Origin of the sequence: Pseudomonas weihenstephanensis, from assembly GCF_001043055.1 — a bacterium.
GTDB classification, from domain to species: Bacteria; Pseudomonadota; Gammaproteobacteria; order Pseudomonadales; family Pseudomonadaceae; genus Aquipseudomonas; species Aquipseudomonas weihenstephanensis.
In genome coordinates this window covers 74,478-93,592 of sequence record NZ_JYLF01000005.1, presented here as the reverse complement: position 1 = coordinate 93,592, position 19,115 = coordinate 74,478, and the positions used below count along the sequence as shown (strand labels likewise).

The window sequence follows — 19,115 nt, the reverse complement described above, 5'->3', positions numbered from 1 at the left end:
TTTCACCGCCGGACGTAGCCTCGCATGACTCGTCAACGACTACGCCCTGTAGTCGCTGTCGAGGTACGAGGCTGCGATCGGGCGCGAAGCGCTCGTAAACCCGGTGATTGGGGTGTGGCTCCGCAGCCTCGCATGAGTCGTCAACGCAATGACATTAGCGCCCCATCGCCCTGGCCGCGTCAGCGGTGTATTGGTCGATGGTGAACTTCTCTTCATTCAAAATCGGGCCTTTTTTCGACTCGTTGGTCATGCCGTAACCCGCGTATTGCCCCGAGTTCAGGTCCATGAAGAACTGCGACCCGGCCTGCCACGCGGTGTAGGACTGAATTTTGGCGTCTGTGCTGGGCTCAACGGTCGGCGAGTTGGCCGGTGCCAGCCCAAGGCACTGACCGCTGCGTCCATAAACGGGCCGAGGCCGCAGATGAAGGCTTGGGCAATCGACTGCAATCATCGTCAAAGCGGACTCGCTCCCACCCTGTTGTGTTCTAATTGCCGCCTTTTTCAGCCTCAGCGTTTCAAGGACCTGCCCCATGCCGTCGACTGCCCCCACCCGCGTTCTGATCATCGGTTACGTATGGCCAGAACCGCGCTCATCCGCGGCGGGCGGGCACATGATGCAAATCATCGAGAGTTTTTTGCAGCAAGGCTGGCATATCACCTTCAGCAGCCCGGCCGGCATTGGCGAACACAAGGCAGACCTCGCTGCATTGGGCATTGATGAGGTGAGCATTGAACTGAACAACAGCAGCTTTGATGCCTTTATCAGCCAGCTGGCGCCGCACATCGTGTTATTTGACCGTTTCATGATGCAAGAGCAGTTCGGCTGGCGGGTCGAACTGCATTGCCCTGACGCCCTTCGCGTGCTGGAAACCTCAGACTTGCAGAGCTTGCGTGACGCACGTCAGCAGCAGCTCAAGGCGCGCCTCAAACACAACCCCGATTTGGACGACTTCAGCGATCTGTTTGCCCCGGCGCCGCGCGAGACATTCGAGCAGATGGCCGCGACCGACCTGGCCCAGCGTGAAATCGCCGCGATTTACCGCAGCGACTTGAGCCTGATGATTTCCGAGTACGAGATCGACCTGCTGGTCGAGCAGTTCCACGTTCCCGCAAACGTGCTGCATGCGTGCCCGCTGATGGTGGACGCCGTACCCGCAACGTATGTGCCGTATGAGCAGCGCCAGCACTTTTTGAGCATTGGCAACTTTCGCCATGCGCCGAACTGGGACGCGGTGTTATGGATGAAAACCAGCATCTGGCCGCTGATTCGCCAGCAGCTACCGATGGCACAACTGCACATCTACGGTGCTTACACCCCGCCCAAAGCCACCGCCCTGCACAACCCGGCACAGGGTTTTCATGTGCTCAATTGGGCAGAGGATGCGTTGGCGGTGATGAGCAACGCACGGGTATGCCTGGCCCCACTGCGGTTTGGTGCGGGTATCAAAGGCAAAATTGCCGATGCCATGCTGTGCGGCACACCCAACGTCACCACGCCGGTGGGCGCCGAGGGTATGCACGGTGAGATGCCCTGGGCCGGAGCCATTGCGCAAAGCGCCAGCGCCATTGCGGCAGCCGCCGTTGAGTTGTATCGCAACCCGTCGGCCTGGCATCAGGCCCAGTTGAACGGGCGGGCGTTGTTGGCTCAGCGCTACCTGCACAGCGTCCATGGCCCGGCCTTGGTGCAACGTATCGAAGCCTGCCGGGCGCAACTTGAGGCGCATCGGCGCAACAACTTTACCGGCGCCATGCTGCGTCATCATCAGCACAAAAGTACGCAGTACATGTCGCAATGGATCGAGGCCAAAAATCGCCTTGTTCCCGCTTGAGCGTGCTCAGGTGCGGCGGCGCAACAAATAGGTGTCCATCACCCAGCCCTTGCGCTGACGGGCTTGCGCCCTCGCCTGTTTGATTTGGTCACACACCTGGGACAACTTTCCGGCGATCAGAATTTCATCCTGCGTGCCGATGTAAGCGCCCCAGTAGATGTCCACGTCGTGCTCAATAAACGCGTCGAATGAACAGTGGGCGTCGAGCATGACCACCACGTTGTCCAGATCGTTCGCGCTGAGCTGACGCCCGGTGGTGATGCGGATTGGTTGGCCGATGTCATTCAGGGGGATGCGATGGCGCGCGGCCAGTGCTTGAACGCTGCTGATACCGGGGATCACTTCATAGTCAAAACCGTTACAGCCGTGTGCGCGGACCCGATCGAGTATGCGCAAGGTGCTGTCATACAGCCCCGGCTCGCCCCATAACAGAAAAGCCCCGCACTCGCCTTCTGCCAGCTGGTCTTCGATCAGGCGGGTGAAGACGTCGGCACGTTGCGCGTGCCAATGCTCAACGCCAGCGGTATAGGACGGCGTTGAACTGTCGCGTTTCGGGTCGCTGACCTGCACCACGCGGTACGACGGCTCACGGATGTAACGCTGGCAAATCTCAAGCCGCAAGCGCACCAGGTCGTGAGTCGTCTGACCTTTGTCCAGAACAAAGAAGACGTCGGCACGGTTGAGCGCGTTAATCGCTTGCACAGTGATGTGCTCGGGATCGCCCGCGCCCATGCCAATCAGCAGGAGGGTTTTCATGCACACAAGGCTCCGCAATAGTCGTGCCGCTGACTATAGAGCGCTGCGCAGGTGAAAGCACCGCGAATCAGACCTGGCTCAGGTCTGATTCGCGCACGCCAGGCTTACCAGATGTTGAGGTTGTAGCTGACGATCAGGCGGGTTTCGTCCACGTCGCGGGCGAATTTTGAGTAGTTGGTGCGGTAGGTGGCGTTACGAAAGCGCAGGCTCAAGTCTTTGAAGGTGCCGCTTTGCACGATGTACTTGACCTCGGTGTCGCGCTCCCACTCTTTGCCTTCTTGCGCACGGCCGAGCACTTTGATGTTGTCGCCATTCACGTAGCGGGTCATGAATGACCAGCCATTGAGGCCCATGGCCTTGAAGTCATAGTCGTAGCGCAGTTGCCAGGAGCGTTCCTGGGCGTTGGCAAAGTCGTTGACTTGCAGGTAGTTGACCAGGTACGGGTTGCTGCCATCCAGGTACGGCATCGAGGTGTCGCCGGTCATGCGCTGCCAACCGGCGCTGACTTTATGCCCGCTCAAGGCGTAACCGAGCATGGCGCCCATCGCCCGGTTGTCGATGTTCGAGGCTTTGGCCGAACCGGCATCGTCACTTTTGAGCAACCGCACATCGGCCGACAGCACGCCCTGCCCCACGGGCTGATTGGCCAATAAGCCGACGAATTGCTGGCGATAGATGTCTTCGAGTTCGGCGTAGTGATACTGCGCGGTGAGGCGCTCGTTCACCTTGTAGTCCAGGCCGTACATGTTGAAGTGATCGGCGGTGATGTTGCAGCCGTATCGTTTGTTCTTGCAGTTCAGGCGCAGGTCCTGGGCGTCAGTGGAGTCACGGGCGGTGTAACGGTTAAGGCGCGAAGCCATGATCGTCAGGTCTTTCACATCCTTGGACACCAGCATCGCGCCATTGAACATGTTGGGTAGCAAGCGGCCATCGTTGTACTTGAGCAATGGCAGGTCGGGCAGCAAGGCGCCGTATTTGAGCACGGTGTCGGCCACACGCATTTTTGCGGTCACACCGATTTTTGCGTACTGATCCTTGGAACGACGCGGGTCACTGCCGGTCGAAGGCAACAAGCCGCTGTTGCTGTCCGCCGGGCTTGAATCGAGCTTCAAACCCAGCATGCCCAGCGCGTCCAGACCAAAACCAACCGTGCCTTCGGTGTAGCCCGATTGCACATTCAGGATAAAACCTTGCGCTGTTTCGTCACGCTTGGAAGCCCCTTGCGGGTTTGAGGCGCTGCCATCTCGAAAGTCGCGGTTGAAGTACACCGTTCGGGCTTCCAGCTTGGCGCTGCTGTCTTCAATAAAACCGCCAGCCTGCGTCTGTACGGCAACACCGGCACACACTGCCAGAGCGCTCAGGCGTGCAACCCGGCACTGCGCCAACAACGAAAAAGGGACAACCATGTACAAGCTCCAGCAGCGAATCATTCGCAAAACGAAAACAATTGAACCCGCGCCTGCGGTCATAAACCGGGGCGAAGCCGTTCAATACAAAGGGGAGCGCAATTATACGAAAGGCTAAGCCTGAGCCTCATTGGACCTTAGTCGCACGTAGTGGCGCTTTGCCAAGGTTTAAGCGGCCGGTATTTAGTTAATAGCGTTTCGCCCACATCCGGCCTTAAATAGACACACCAACGATTGACCCCTCAGGATTTTTCATGAGTGCCGTATTTACCCTCAGTCAGCTCACCCCCTTGTCCCAGCGTCTGAACTGGACGCTGACCCCTCTGGGAGAGGTGGCTGACTGGCCGCAGAGCCTGCGCACTTGCGTACAACTGGTGATGAATTCACCCATGCCCATGCTGCTGCTGTGGGGCAAGCAGCTCACCCAGGTCTACAACGACAGTTTTGCGGTGTTGGCCGGTGACAAGCACCCCACTTCGTTCGGCCAGTCGGTTCATCAAAGCTGGCCTGAATACCGCGACTTTACCCAGCCCATCATCCAGGCTGTGTTGGCCGGTGAGAGCCGTACCTACATTGACCAGTACTTTCTGATTCCGGATCGCCAGCATACCAGCGAGATGTGGCTCGACCTGACGTTCAGCCCGGTGTGCGATGAGTCAGGCGAGGTGGCCGGTATTTTGATGATGGCCGTCAAAACATCCCGTCGCCGGCGCACGGCCATCAAGCTGCGCCAACGTTCGCAAGCCAGCCGCAAAGCGCAGCATGACACCGAGGAACGCTTGCGACTGGCCCTGACCGCCACCAATGGTGTGGGCACCTGGGACTGGAACATCGACGAAGACCTGTTCGTCACCGACAGTCGGTTTGCACAGATGCATGGCATTGAGCCGCAACTGTCCGGGCAGTTGCCGATTACCGCGTATTTACAAGGCGTGCACCCTGAAGACCGGGGGCTGCTGACGCGTTCGATCAAAACCTGCATCACTAACAACAGCGAATACGCCGAGGAGTACCGCCTACTGGGTATTGACGGCCACGTGCGCTGGATTTTTGCCCGCGGCCGTTGTTTCAGTGCTGAACCTCACCGCACGCGCCGGTTCATGGGGGCTGCGCTGGATATCACCGAGCGCAAAAAAACCGAACAGGCCCTGCTTAATCTCAATGAAACCCTGGAGGAGCGCGTGGCCGAGCGCACCCAGGCGTTGGCCGAAGCCAATCTGCAATTGCAACAGGAAATGGTTGAGCGCGAGCGGGCCGAAGACGCGTTACGGCATGCGCAAAAGATGGAGGCCGTGGGCCAGTTGACCGGCGGTATTGCCCATGACTTCAACAACATGCTGACCGGCATTATTGGCAGCCTGGACTTGATGAAGCGCTACATCGCCGCAGGACGCAGCGCTGAAATCGGGCGTTTCACCGACGCGGCAGTCTCATCTGCGCAGCGTGCGGCCGCGCTGACTCATCGCTTGCTGGCGTTTTCCAGGCGTCAGTCACTGGACCGCCAACCCTTGGACCCTAATCACTTGGTGAGTTCGCTGGAGGAGCTGTTCAGGCGTACCAAAGGGGCGCATATCGACCTGAGCGTGGTGCTGGGCGCTAATATGTGGGCCGTCAACACGGATGCCAGCCAGCTCGAAAGTGCCCTGCTCAACTTGATCATCAATGCCCGGGATGCAATGCCCCAAGGCGGGCAATTGACGATCAGAACCCTCAACAGCTATTTGGATGGCAGCGATATCAGCACGCTCGAACCGGTTAAAGCCGGTGATTACGTGATGTTTGAGGTCAGTGACAACGGCGCGGGGATGACGCCGCAGGTACTGGCTAAAGCCTTTGATCCCTTTTTTACGACCAAGCCCATCGGTCAAGGCACGGGGCTGGGACTGTCGATGATCTACGGCTTTGCCCAGCAGTCCGGCGGGCATGTCACCCTGGACAGCGAAAGTGGCAATGGCACCTGTGTCCGCCTGTTTTTACCCCGTCATTACAGCCCGCAGATCCAACCCCGGCCTGCGTCCAGCAGCGTCGATGCACCGTGCGCCATCGAAGGTGAATGCGTGCTCTTGGTGGAGGATGACGCGGCCGTGCGCATGCTGGTCCTCAATGTGCTGGATGAACTGGGATACACCGCCCATCAAGCCCCCGATGCGAAAACCGCGTTAGCGCTGCTGGAGTCATCGCTGCGCATTGACTTGTTGGTGACGGATGTCGGGCTGCCGGGGATGAATGGTCGGCAATTGGCCGAAATTGCCCGCCAACACCGACCGGGGCTCAATGTGCTGTTTATGACGGGCTATGCCGAAACGGCGGCTGAGCGTCAGGGGTTTCTTGAACAGGGTATGGACATGATTGGCAAACCTTTCTCGGTCGAACAACTGGCGACCATGATTCGAGGAATGATCCCGACGAAAAATCAGGCATAATCCGCGCCCTCGAAATACGCCCTACAGATGCAAGGTAACCGCCCCATGAAAGCGCAAGCCCGCCACATACTGGTGAAAACGGCTGAAGAAGCCGAGTCTCTCAAGCAACGCATTGCCAAGGGTGAAGCCTTCGATGTACTGGCCAAAAAATTCTCCACCTGCCCTTCGGGCAAGCGTGGGGGCGATTTGGGGGAAGTAAGGCCGGGGCAAATGGTGGGGATTATCGACCAGATCATTTTCAAAAAGCCGCTGCGGGTGATCCACGGCCCCGTGAAAAGCAAGTTCGGTTACCACTTGGTGCAAGTTTTCTTCCGCGATTGACCGCGTATTTGCGCCGCTGCTATTGCCTGGCAGCGTCCGCAGACTGCGTAGCCGTCATAAACCATTCAAGCTGAATACGTCAGACACACCTCCGTGAACAGGTTTTCGCGGCGAGTGCTGCGCACTACGAATATAGGGTAAAGAAAATCCAAGAAAAACCGGCCATGGCAATCGCCATGCAGGCTATATAAAGCAAAAACGCACGCTTCAAACGAGGTACTCAACTGCGAGGGGGCCAACCTGCGGTACGCGGCAGGTTTTCAGCGGCGCGCAGTTTATCAGTCGGTGATATTACGATGACATTGCCCATGAGACTGTTTTCGGGGGTTTCCGATCAGTGGAAAGTTCATTGCACATGCCACCACTTGGGCAGTAGCTGCTGCACCTTTGGCTCGGCAAAGCGATCATCAATCAGGAACAATGAGCCTTGGTCACTTTGGGTGCGGATGACTCGCCCGGCCGCTTGTACGACTTTTTGCAGCCCAGGGTACAAGTAGGTGTAGTCATAACCTGCGCCAAACAGCCCGGCCATGCGCTGCTTGATCTGCTCATTGACCGGGTTGAATTGCGCCAGCCCCAAGGTGGCGACAAAAGCGCCAATCAGCCGCGCTCCGGGCAAGTCAATGCCTTCGCCGAATGCACCGCCCAACACGGCAAACCCGATGCCTCGACTCGTGTCAGTGAACTGATCGAGGAACCCCTGGCGCGCCGCCTCATCCATGCGCCTTGACTGCTGCCATTGCGGGATCTGCGGATGGCTGGCGGCCAGTTGCCCCGCCACGCGTTGCAGGTAATCAAAGCTGCTGAAAAACGCCAGGTAATTGCCGTGTTGCTGTTGGAACTGGGTTGCAAACAGCTCAACAATCGGCGCTACGGAGGCTTGGCGATGCGCAAAACGCGTAGAGATCTGGCTGATGACCTTAACGGACAGTTGCCGGGCCTCAAAGGGCGATTCGACGTCGACCCACACCGTGTCGCCAGCCAGACCCAGCAGTTGCGCGTAGTACTGGCGCGGGCTGAGGGTGGCAGAAAACAGTACGTTGCTGTGTGCACTGGCCAGACGCGGGCCAATAAAGGCGGCGGGCACGACATTGCGCAGGTTGAGTTGCGAGGTGCGCCGCTTGCCGACCTCGCGCAGGCTGACGTCGTAAATGAAGTGCGGATCAAACAGCTCCGCCACTCGATTGAACTGCAAGGCTTCAAAGTAGAACGCTTGCAACTCGCCCGTCATGCCTTGTGGGTGATCATTGAGGTAATCACCGATAGCACTGATACAGGCCGACAACGCGTTCAACCATTTGGCAGGCAGTTGTGAATGCGCCTGATAAGGCGCCACTTGCTCTTTGTGCAGTGCATTCCATTCGCGGTTCAGGCGTTTGAAGGATTTATCGAGTGCTGCGGGGGCATTGTGCCTGACAGCGTTGAGGCGCTGTTGGTCCAGATGGGCGCTGTACATCTGCCGAGCACGGTCGACCAGGTTGTGGGCTTCATCGATCAGGGTTGCAACGCGCCATTGGTTGGCTTGCGCCAGGCCGTACAACAGCGCGCTGAAGTCGAAGTAATAGTTGTAATCGGCAATGACAACATCTGCCCAGCGGGCCATTTCCTGGCTCAGGTAATACGGGCACACCTGATGCGCCAAAGCCACATCCCGCAGGGTGGCCTGATCCAGACACCCCTGCTGCACCGCGGCCTGCCGTGCGGCTGGCAACCGATCATAAAACCCCTTGGCCAAAGGGCAGGCATCGCCATTGCAGGCGTTTTGTGGGTACTCACACGCCTTGTCCCGCGCCACCAGCTCCAGTACCCGCAACGTTTGGGCCGAACCTGTTGGATACAGTACCCGCGCAGCATCGAGTGCCAACTGACGCCCCGGGGTTTTGGCCGTCAGAAACAGCAGTTTGTCCAGTGCCTGGGCGGGCATGGCTTTGAGCAACGGGAACAGCGTGCCCAGGGTTTTTCCAATCCCGGTGGGGGCCTGCGCCATCAGGCAGCGGCCCGTACTGGCGCTTTTATAGACGGCTTCAGCCAACGCTCGCTGCCCGGTACGAAACTGTGTATGGGGAAACTTCAGTGCGCGGGCGGCGTCATCACGGGCGGCTCGGTGGGCGACTTCCTGCTCGGCCCAGGCGAGGAATAACTGGCATTGCAGGTTAAAGAATTGTTGCAGTCGCGCAGCGCTCCAGGTTTCTTGAAGGCGGGTTTCCTGCTCGCTGACGATGTCGAAATACACCAGCGCCAGGTTGACCTCGGGCAGTTCCAGGTGTTGGCACACAAGCCAGCCATAAACCCGTGCTTGTGCCCAGTGCAGGTGTCGATGGTTGGCAGGGATGGCATTGAAGTCACCGCGATAGGTCTTGACCTCTTCCAGAACATTGCCGGCCGGGTCATAACCGTCTGCCCTGCCCCGTACGTTCAAGTTGTTGTACTGACCTTCGAGGCTGAGTTCGGCTTGATAATCTGCGCTGCGTCGCGCAGCCACGGTGCGATGCCCTGCAATGCCTTGTTGTGCACTGGGCGAAGGAGTAAAGCGTAAATCCAGATCCCCACACTTGGCAGTGAACTCACACAAGGCCCGCACGGCGATGCGGTAATTCACGCATCACCTTCTTGCCATTGCACGTAGCATACCGTCACCGGCATTTGATGCTGCTCGCAAAAGGCCAACCAACGCAGTTGGTTGTCTTGCAGGCGATCGCCCGGCCCTTTGACCTCAATCATGCGGTAGGTCTTTTGTCTGGGCCAAAACTGAATCAGGTCAGGCATGCCCGCCCGATTGGCCTTTATATCCAGCAGTAAACGGCGAAACCACAGTTGCAAATGCTCAGGTGGCAAGCAGCTCAGGGCCTCTTCAAGCAGGGCCTCGCTGAGGCTGCCCCAAGCCACGAACGGCGATTGCACGCCAAATTTGCGCGCGTAGGTGTCGCGAATGGTGTCTTGATAGCGCCCGTCTTGCAGTTGGGCAAACGCCGCTTCAAATAACGCGCAACGCCGTTCGTGGAAATCCTCTTCGAGCAAATCGGCGGGACCACTTTGGTACGGGTGAAAAAACGCACCGGGCAACGGCGCAAAAATAGCGGGCCAGCACAGCAAACCGAACAGGCTGTTGATTAATGTGTTTTCCACGTAATGCACCGGCGCATCGAGGGTATGCAAGTGTGCAGCCACTTTGGACTCAACAGAACCTGGATCTTCGCGCCCCAAACGCAGGTCAAGGCGCTCTGGAACAGCAGGTTTGGCGCGCACCCTTGCGCTCATGCCCAGCTTGCGCCGCAGGCGTGGAATCATGCGCTGCAACTGCTGAAGCTCGGCATCGGAGCAAGGCGCTTGTTCGCAGGTCTGTGCCAGGGCCAGGGCTTGTTGATGTTCACCCAGTTGCTCGAGTACACGCACCGTACGGCCTCGGGCTTGTGGGTGTTGGCTGTGGGGATAAATCTGCAATGCGCGTGCGTAGTCGCAAGCCCGTTCATGGTGTTGACCCAGTTGGAACAGCAGGCGTGAACGGCGACGTTGCAACCAGCGGCTTTGGGCCTGGTACTCCAGCAATTGCGCAAATACCTGTTCCAAGTCACCGGGGGCTTCGAGCTGCTCGCGACACGCATGCAGGTGCAAATACCCTTCAATGTCCGCTCTGCAACGCAATGCCCGCGAGTCGGGGCTGAACGCAACCGTTTCGTAGGTAAAGAGCCCCAGATCAGCCAGCACCAAATCAGACCAGTCCTGGCTCAGATTGCCGAAAAACATCAAGCGCAGGCGATCGCTCAACGGGCGGTTAGTCAACGTGTACAAGGTGTCCTGGAGGGATGGGCACCACATCGAAAGGCTTTGAATGTGGGTCAACGCCTGACTCAATGCGGCCAGCAAATCGGTTTTTTTAGCGTTGGGGTGCGTGATATGAACGCTGAAAGCGTGCTGTATTTCCGCTTTTTGCAGCACATCGAACACCTCTGCGATGCTCAGTGCCGCGTGATCGTCAATCCAGCCCAGTTCGAGCAAGGGGGCCGCGGCCCGTGCGATATCACCGATTTCCGGATAACAGAGTTTGCTCGCCCGAAAATGCTGGCCTTTACGCATCACCAGTCGGACCCACAGCGCCTGTGAGCCGCTGGGCAGCAGGAGGAAATGCTCGATGAAAACCTGCTCATCAAGGCTCAGTACATCGTCATACCGCGATTTGATCCAGGCGAGCACATGCTGGAAATTCTTCAGGTAGTAAAACGTATCTTCTAAGGGATTGGAGATCACAGGCAGAGCGGACCACTGGCGTTAAGTACTGGATGGGCGTACAGATAGCAGTTTGCCCGGTGCCCTGGCAACTCCTATTGGATCAGTGGTTCAAGGCACGCCCTTGTGCGGGTCGTGCGTGCACATGAGGTCGATCAGCGATTGCCCCGCGACACAATCAACCTTGCGCATTGTGTAGAGCACTTGCAGTGAGCTCAAGGGTAAACCACTGATGCTTTGCAGCCATGCCGAGTGACGCGCGCAAGCCTGGTCATGTGCGCCCAAGGCATAGTGGAGGTCGCTGGCCCACTGCAACTTGTCGGGGTAATGACGTTGCAAAAACGCTTCCAGCCCTGCCCCTTGTTCAACAAAAGGCGATTCAATCAGGCAGTTAAGTTGCTCGTTTGTCAGACCGTGAATGTCATTAAGGTACTGTTCCATCTGTCGGCGTAACTTCTGAATTCGTTTAGGGGTATTAAAAGTCGTTCCAATAAGTTTTGTCAGTTGCCCTTTATACCGTTCATTGAATGCGTTCTGTGCGCTGGCGCTCTGTAGGTAATGGCTCACGCCGCTGCAATAGTCATTGTCGACCTGGTACTGACAGCGCAACCCCTGTACGTGGGCGGCCACCAATATAACCGCCACTTGCGGCTCTTCAATATTAAACGTCTGAGCAGGCCAGGGCCCCTCGGTAAAGAGCAGTGCGGGCGAACTCAGCACTTCTGTCTCATGTGACAAACAGTCAAATACATTGATGATGGCCATGCCGCTCCTGGCCATTGACTGATCTTTCTCCTCCGCGGGAGATTGTTGGCACAGCAAGTGTTTGAAGTCGTCATCCAGTGTGGTGCACACATGGACCGCCTCAGCGATTGCATCGCCGTAACCGGTTGGCCTTACATAGCCCAAATGCTCGGCCACGCGCAGCATCCATTGTGCGTACTCGCCAAGATGTTGCGGGGGGCGTCTGTCAATCAACGCGCTTACGGGGCTGCCCCACGAGCAGGCCGTTCGAAATAATTTGGCGCGTGATAACAGATCGGCATACAAGAACGTTACGCGCGCCTCGCCCTGGCTCAAATGCCCGGACATCAGCACTTGCACCCGGTTCAGCTCAGGGGGACGCTCATTGAACAGCGTGTGCCGGTTAAGGATTTGTGCTCCGCTTTCGTCAACTTGCAACAACTCAACGCGACCGTCGTCATACAGAAATAACTCGTTGCACTGGCTTTGAAAACGGGCCATGACCGAGGGTGTGAGTCGTGCCTGACGCAGCACGACCAGGCGCAGGATGAACGTCTCGGGCGCACGCGCAGAGATGCTTAGCTGTGCAGCCCTTAAAAACGCCAAGGTATAAGCGCTTTCCTTGCCGCCTTCATGCACCACCATCACGCGAAAGTGCCCAATACGTTCGATACCGCCTGCCGCGACCAATAAGCGCTGGATCAACAGTTGCAGTGCAACGCGCTCGTGACGATTAAAAAGACCCAGCAGTCGATGCAAGACTTGTTGATAAACAAAGCTCATCGCTTGTTCATGGAAAGTGCTCATTGGTTAAGCCTCCGTCATATCGAATTATTATTCAATGGCCTCGTCAGTGACGCTTCAAATGTTCTGATTCCGCCAAAAGACTAAAGGTGCGCATTGTATGTACATAAGAATAATCCTACAAATAAGCACTCAATAAGATATTTATTTCGAGATTCATAATTGAATGAGTGCTCACTCACAAACTATCAGTATTTATGTTGCGATGAAAAGCCAAGTCGAGCATTTAACTTTTCTCGCGTGACGGGAGGCGTCGGGTTAAAACGATGGAATATTGACGGTGTGCGCCAGCTTCATTAAACGCAGGCTATTGGCACCTTAAACAAACATGGTCAGTGTTGTATAAGCAGTTGAAGTGTGGTTCAGAAAAAACGCCGCTGAACAAAGTGCTCAGCAGCGTTTTTTAAACCGAAGGAATATTAGCTTCAAGCTTCAAGCTTCAAGCTTCAAGCTTCAAGCGCCAAGGCTACCCGCCCGCGGCATGGGCAGTCGTCCATGTAGCGGTGGGCCTCAACAAACTCTTCAAAGGGGAAAACCCGAACCACCAACGGCCGCAAGATTTTATCTGCCGTCAATTGATTGATATCGCGCAGTGCGCGCTGCATGGCCTCGACGTCCTGCGCAATACCCAGTTCAGGTTTGCCGGTAAAGTTGCCGATGCAGTGTACGTAGAATTGAATGTTTTTCTGGAACGCGGCACAGGCCGGAAACGGCGTTTGGTTGCCGCCTTGCAAACCGTAGAGGATCAAGCTGCCACGCGGTGCCAACACATCGCCCAATACCGACATTTGCGGGCCGCCCAGGCCGTCAAATACCACGTCCACGCCCCGGTTGTCCGTGAGCTTGTTGATCTGCATCAGCAGGTCCTGCTCTTCGGTCACGATCACCTTGTCGGCGCCCAGGCCCAACAGATAGTCACGCTCCTCAGCCGATTTGGTCGCCGCGATCACCTTGACCCCCAGTGCTTTGCCCACTTGCACGAACGAGGGGCCAGAGCAATGGCTGGCGTCAGTGATCAATACCGTTTGCCCCGGTTTGACCCGCGCGAGCTCGACATACGCGAAGTAGGCGATCAGTAACGGCGTGTAATGCACACTGGCTTCGACCGGCGTCAAGACATCCGGGTAGCGCGTGAGTGCTGAGCGCGGCATGACAATCTGCTCGCCGTACGTGGGGTACTCATTGGCACTCTGACCGGGAAAGCTGGCCACCTTGTCACCGACCTGCAAATCGGTCACGTCTTCGCCCACGGCCGTGACAACGCCTGCCATTTCATGGCCAAGACCTGCGGGCAAGCGGGCTTGCGACGGCGCCAGGTTCTGACGCCAGAGCACGTCATACCAACTGATGCCTATGGCTTGGACGCGCACCTGCACTTCATCAGACGCAGGCGCAGCGACCTCGTGCTCTTCGCACTTGAGCACCTCGGCCGAGCCAAATTTGTGAAAACGGATCGTGCGCGACATTGCAAACCTCGCCAAATAAATCGCTAATACCCCAGGACTTTATCGGGGCTTTGGGCGCAAGACTACCAGACAGCATTAATAGTCGACATGCCTGACATTGATCCGCAGACAGATTCAAGCGGATGAACCCACGCTCGAAGGCGTTTTGAGTAGCAAGAAAATCGGATCAGGCAATAAGAAAGCCAATCTAGGCAGTGACGATTCGACATCTATCACCGTAAGATCCGTTACCTCATTGTCTGTAGACCCGCCTGTGAAGCCTGCTAGATGAACCGTAACGACTTGCGTCGCGTCGATCTGAACCTGCTGATCGTCTTTGAAACCTTGATGCATGAACGCAGTGTGACCCGTGCCGCAGAGAAATTGTTTCTGGGACAACCGGCGATCAGTGCAGCGTTGTCGCGCCTGCGCGGTCTGTTTGATGACCCATTGTTTGTGCGCACCGGTCGCAGCATGGAGCCAACAGCACGGGCGATTGAGATTTTCGCCCTGCTGTCACCGGCACTGGACTCAATTTCCACGGCTGTCAGCCGTGCCTCGGAGTTTGACCCGGCCACCAGCACGTCGGTCTTTCGCATTGGCTTGTCGGACGACGTGGAGTTTGCGCTGCTACCCATGCTGCTCAAACGCTTGCGTGCCGAAGCACCGGGTATCGTTCTGGTGGTGCGACGGGTGAACTACATCCTGATGCCACCCCTATTGGCGTCGGGCGAGATATCGGTGGGTGTCAGTTACACCAGCGACCTGCCCGCCAATGCGAAGCGCAAAGTGTTGCGCCGCAGCAAACCCAAATTGTTGCGGGCCGACACGGTCCCTGGCGCACTGTCGCTGGATGATTTTTGTGCCCGCCCGCATGCGCTGGTTTCATTCGCTGGCGATTTGAGCGGGTTTATCGACACCGAACTGGAGAAGCTCGGCCGCAAGCGGCATGTGGTACTGGCGGTTCCCCAGTTCAATGGTTTGAGTACATTGCTGGCGGGCACCGACATTCTCGCCACCGTGCCGGACTACACCGCTGAGGCCCTGACCGCCGCGGGCGGTGTGCGCGCGGAAGATCCCCCGCTCGACACCCCAGCGTTTGAACTGCATATGGCCTGGCGCGGTGCTCAAGACAACGATCCAGGGGAACGTTGGCTACGCTCCCGTATTCAAATGTTTTTTGGGGATCCGGATAGTTTGTAATCTCGAACGCAAACCTTACACGTTCATGGGTCAAGTACCTTGGTATCGACCGTTCGTTGACGTCGAGCGGGCTCGGCTAACGGAAGACGTTCATAGGGGCAGCCTGATACTTCAGTCAAAAACGCAGGCATGGCCCCGCGAGGCCACTGCTTTTAAGCAATGGCCTCGCGCAGTTTTACAACTCATCCATCCAGTTTCGGCTCTTGTTCTGCTCGGCTAAAAACTCTTCGAGGGTGTAGTCCTCGTCTGCTAGCGGGCGGATGGCTGGCACTTGTCGCACAGGTTCGGGTTTTATCTCAGGCGTCTCATCGCTGCTGGCTGTCTGTGGCATGAGGTTGATACCAAACGGGTTGCCGACAGGTTTTTTGCCCGGTGTGGCGGAGGTAATCGGAATAATCGTCGCTTGATCCTGACGGCGCATGGGCATGACCACGCTGGTGTCCGCATTCAGGTAACTGGCCATTGTGGCCAGGGCGATGCCCACAAACGGTGACGCAGAACCGGTGTCGCCCAGGCGCTGGGTCAGGTCGTAGCTTTCGCGCGAATCGAGCAGGTCCAGAGAACTGTGGGCGGCGTGCAATGCCGGGGACAGCTCGGCAATGGGGCTGCTGTTCAATCCACCGTCATAAAATAGCCGCGCAGGTTTGGGGGTGAGTGCGTCTGTGGCTTTATCCCATCCGGCAGTCAATTGTGCTGAGAGTGCTTCGCGCTTCAGGCGTTCGCCGTTATCGGGTCGCTTGAGTGAGACCGTCACAGGGCGATGAATTTTGGCCAGAACCTGCATGGCATCCCATTGCTCAAAAGCGCGCTGAGTCCAGGGTTGCGGGATGAATTCGGAGGGTTGGAACTCAACCGGTGGTTTACGCCAGCCCCAGCCACGGAACTCGGGATCGATCTTGTTATCGTTGACCTTGGCGTATTGCGCGTAGTAACGCAGCCACTCGACCCGCTCAGGGCGGCCTACGACCAGGGCAACCATGGCGTCAGTGAGTTCGCCGGGCTGTCTAGGGCCTGTCCCAACACCGATTGGCCTATTATCTTTAGTTGTCAGGGCCAGGGCCATATTAAAGCCTTCAACACTGTAGATAAGCACCGCGGGGAGGTCAGGATTACTCTCAAATAGTTGGAATACACCTTCCACCAGCCCTTCGGGAGTTGAATGACAAACAGTGCCGTTTTTTAAATTTCGGATCCGGTGCCAATGTAAACCTGCTTCGACTCGGTAGCTGTTCACCATGCTCGTTAACATGTCGTTTATTTCATGGGAAGTTAAACGTAAATTGGGTGTTTCAGGATTCCAATCACCCACGACAGTAATGGTAGGGATCGGCCACTTTTCTAGAAAGTCTTTCAATCCCATCTCGAGTGCATCAGCCTTGCGTTTCTCCCACGCCACATCTTTATCATCAGCAGTTATCGGGTATTTTTTCGGATCCATCGGCAGGATGCTGCCAACATGTAAAGCCTCGGGGTGTGTCGTGTTTTGAGCTTGCAATGCTGTCCAAGATTGTTCTTGCCTGAAGACATCCATACTCATTCCAATACTAAGAACATCTAAAGTTTGGAGTTGAGAGGATGTTGTTGGCGCTCTGTAGGCGGAATCAATAGGCATGCTAAAGGCCTTTTTATCTAAAGTTTGAACAGTCACAGCGGTGTCTGAAGTAGAGAAACAGTGCTTAATTCTAAGCGCCGTTTCATTTGCATAGCTTTGAGTGCTTGCAAGTGAAAGGGCCGAGACCAATCCATAAGTCAATATTCGCTGCACTAAACGCTCCTCCCGACAGTAGAAGATTTTGATGCTTCGCGACTGGCAGATGTCTGAGAAACAACCAAAGAAGGAATATGGCTACCCACCGTCGTGGGGAAATCGCCGGTCATGCGATATGCAACCGTAGAGTCAATCAAAAATCGATTTTGGTCATTTTCTATTCTGTAAAAAACCAATGCATTTTCATCTGGCATCTCAATCTCGGCATCAGCTTGACTTCGCCCTCCTTTATCTTTTGCCTTCCAATCCTGCCGCCAATCAGCCACGCGGCATAGATACGCATAAAACGGCACATCATCCACGCTCTCCCCTGCCCCAATCGCTACGTCATACGCTAATACTTGCCGGCTATGCTCCGGGTTGTTGGGAATCGCGGAGTGAAACGACAACGGTTCGTTGTGTTCCTTTTGTAAACGCAATCTTGCTTCATAAGGCGTCTCAGAGCGTGTCACTAGCACTTGACCGTCACCCTTGGCGCGAGCGCTAAACACGTGAGTCATGTGTGCCTTTTCTTTACCTTCATTAAGGACCGCTTCAATACTTGCGTTGTCACGCCCCTGCTTGAAGGCATCGGCTTCACTCATGAGTGCGTGCCTGGCATGTCGGGTGTCTTGCGGCATCCAGCCCTTGTTGCTAACGGCAATAGCTGCATCTATAGGGTCCAGCGAGTCCGTCGATTGGTAAATACCACTTGGCGAATCACCGCCTGGCGCAGTTACCACACCATCTGCTTTGAAATCCGCTACTGCCGCAACAGGCAATAACGGCGCGGTAAGCAGCACTTTCCCGCCCACTTCAAGTTCGGCACGGACTAATGACAGTTTTTGTTTGAATGGCAGCCCGGTGTCGTCCCATGTTCCTTCTCCTTTTAGTCTTAGGGGATAGACGTAAGGCGGCGTATGTTTACCCACCAGTTCTGGCTCACCTGCACGCTTGCGCAGAGTGAACACCCGTTGGTGAAAACGTAGGGGTAGCAGTGAGCGGACGGGCTGGCCATATACCTCGTCTGCTATCCCTTGCCAGCCTATGCCCTTCACGTTAGCCAAACCCACAGTCTGGTCCTGAGGCGTGAAATAGAGGTAGGTACTGCCTCGGTTATCCCGCTCATTGAAAGGGATTTTTACCCCTTTGATACTGGCTTGACTCCCCGCACCGCCGGTCCAGCCTGAACCACCAATGGCACCGTAGCCCGGGCAGTTTTTCAGGGCGACATTTGATAGCGCCGGGTATGAATTAGGTGCTTGAGCAATGAACTGCAAAATACCGTTGAGTGTGGCAATCCGGGCTTGCGAAGTTTGCTGACTGCCCTTCGTGTTTTGGAATTTTTCGGTGAACGGTTCAAACAAACTATACGGTGAGTTCAACATCACGACGCAGTCGGCTGCTCGCACACCGTCATCTTTGAGGTAGGCGTGAGCCAGCAGGGTCAGGAGCGTGCCTTGGCTATGCCCCACAACGTTGATGGTGTCGTTCGGGTAACGTTTACGGATAATTTTGATCACCATGGCCAGACGCATCGCCGCTAGCACCATGTAACGCCGCCCTGCGGCCGAGTGCAGCGGGTGGGTCATATCGCCGCCAAGTTTATCCAGAGAAATGAAACCAAACAGCTTGCCGTTGAAACCCTTGCCCCACATGTCCGGCAAGTTAGTAGTGGCGTTGGCAAACTGCCCGCCCTCCTTGGTTCCGGCCTTGTCCAGGCGGTTATTGTTGCGGTCCATCCACTCCCCGTGCGGGGCGGTTTTATTGATGTGGGCTTCTTCTTCGCGAAAACCCCAATAAAACGGAATCACTACACTACGCGTCGGTTTGGCATCGTCAGCTGCATTAAATTTTCGCCGGTAATACATCGCATCCGGGTTCGTAGCTTTGCCGGAGTCGTCCGAAGGCAAACTGTAACCCGCCGATCTCATATAGCCGGGATTATTTATGCCGCCCGGTAACGTTTCTGGCATGTCCAAGCGTTCATTCAGCCCTTGGCATAACCCGCTTTCGATGCGCGCATAACACCCCGCCAGGTCGTTAACCCCATGCACGAGGATCGTCACGCAGGGCTTGGGCGGCGGTGCAATCAAATGCACATCACCGCCGCCGGGCAAGGTGATGGCTTTGGCTGAAACGATAGTCCTCATGTGAGCGGCTTCGCCCATGGGTGTGCTCCTTGCTGGTGATTAACCACGTCCGTTGTGTCA

General features: G+C 56.4%; 12 protein-coding genes and 1 pseudogene. 4 read left to right on the top strand and 9 right to left on the bottom strand.

Going from position 1 to position 19,115, the window contains the following annotated elements:
- Positions 1–154 precede the first annotated feature (154 nt).
- Positions 155–316, bottom strand: a pseudogene (locus TU86_RS22905) (DUF1329 domain-containing protein); the annotation flags it as partial.
- 214 nt (positions 317–530) lie between these two features.
- Here TU86_RS22905 and TU86_RS13565 point away from each other — a divergent pair.
- Positions 531–1,829, top strand: coding sequence for a glycosyltransferase (locus TU86_RS13565; protein WP_048364838.1), 1,299 nt, complete (start codon positions 531–533; stop codon positions 1,827–1,829).
- Between the two features lie 6 nt (positions 1,830–1,835).
- Here the strand turns inward: TU86_RS13565 and cobF are convergent, their stop codons facing one another.
- Both cobF and TU86_RS13555 read right to left on the bottom strand, forming a co-directional pair.
- The gene (cobF, locus tag TU86_RS13560) at positions 1,836–2,585 is read right to left on the bottom strand and encodes a precorrin-6A synthase (deacetylating) (protein WP_048364837.1); all 750 of its coding nucleotides are present in this window, start codon (positions 2,583–2,585) and stop codon (positions 1,836–1,838) included.
- Between the two features lie 104 nt (positions 2,586–2,689).
- The gene (locus tag TU86_RS13555) at positions 2,690–3,991 is read right to left on the bottom strand and encodes an OprD family porin (RefSeq protein WP_048364836.1); all 1,302 of its coding nucleotides are present in this window, start codon (positions 3,989–3,991) and stop codon (positions 2,690–2,692) included.
- A 254-nt stretch (positions 3,992–4,245) separates the two neighbouring features.
- Here TU86_RS13555 and TU86_RS13550 point away from each other — a divergent pair, with 254 nt between their 5' ends.
- Both TU86_RS13550 and TU86_RS13545 read left to right on the top strand, forming a co-directional pair.
- Complete coding sequence (locus TU86_RS13550) at positions 4,246–6,414, top strand: ATP-binding protein (RefSeq protein WP_048364835.1); 2,169 nt, start codon at positions 4,246–4,248, stop codon at positions 6,412–6,414.
- Positions 6,415–6,459: 45 nt separating this feature from the next.
- On the top strand, positions 6,460–6,735 hold the full coding sequence (locus tag TU86_RS13545; protein WP_048364834.1) for a peptidylprolyl isomerase: 276 nt from the start codon (positions 6,460–6,462) through the stop codon (positions 6,733–6,735).
- Positions 6,736–7,081: 346 nt separating this feature from the next.
- Here the strand turns inward: TU86_RS13545 and TU86_RS13540 are convergent, their stop codons facing one another.
- The 4 genes from TU86_RS13540 to TU86_RS13525 all read right to left on the bottom strand — a co-directional run bounded on the left by TU86_RS13540 (position 7,082) and on the right by TU86_RS13525 (position 13,973).
- Positions 7,082–9,334, bottom strand: a complete 2,253-nt coding sequence (locus TU86_RS13540) for an ATP-dependent DNA helicase (RefSeq protein ID WP_048364833.1) — start codon at positions 9,332–9,334, stop codon at positions 7,082–7,084.
- Positions 9,331–10,980: a VRR-NUC domain-containing protein gene (locus tag TU86_RS13535; protein ID WP_048364832.1), complete on the bottom strand. Its 1,650-nt coding sequence runs from the start codon at positions 10,978–10,980 to the stop codon at positions 9,331–9,333. Before TU86_RS13535 ends, TU86_RS13540 begins: the two co-directional genes overlap by 4 nt.
- Positions 10,981–11,070: 90 nt before the next feature.
- The gene (locus TU86_RS13530; protein WP_048364831.1) at positions 11,071–12,510 is read right to left on the bottom strand and encodes a hypothetical protein; all 1,440 of its coding nucleotides are present in this window, start codon (positions 12,508–12,510) and stop codon (positions 11,071–11,073) included.
- A 443-nt stretch (positions 12,511–12,953) separates the two neighbouring features.
- A complete protein-coding gene (locus TU86_RS13525) occupies positions 12,954–13,973 on the bottom strand; it encodes a zinc-dependent alcohol dehydrogenase family protein (RefSeq protein ID WP_048364830.1) in 1,020 nt (339 codons plus the stop codon).
- A 267-nt stretch (positions 13,974–14,240) separates the two neighbouring features.
- Between TU86_RS13525 and TU86_RS13520 the strand changes: the two genes are divergently transcribed.
- A complete protein-coding gene (locus TU86_RS13520; RefSeq protein WP_048364829.1) occupies positions 14,241–15,155 on the top strand; it encodes a LysR family transcriptional regulator in 915 nt (304 codons plus the stop codon).
- A 175-nt stretch (positions 15,156–15,330) separates the two neighbouring features.
- Here TU86_RS13520 and TU86_RS22490 read toward each other — a convergent pair whose 3' ends face one another.
- Positions 15,331–16,920 (bottom strand): type VI lipase adapter Tla3 domain-containing protein, encoded by a 1,590-nt coding sequence (locus TU86_RS22490; protein ID WP_338053666.1) that lies wholly within the window; start codon positions 16,918–16,920, stop codon positions 15,331–15,333.
- A complete protein-coding gene (locus TU86_RS13510; protein ID WP_048364827.1) occupies positions 16,920–19,073 on the bottom strand; it encodes a T6SS effector phospholipase Tle3 domain-containing protein in 2,154 nt (717 codons plus the stop codon). Before TU86_RS13510 ends, TU86_RS22490 begins: the two co-directional genes overlap by 1 nt.
- Positions 19,074–19,115 lie beyond the last annotated feature (42 nt).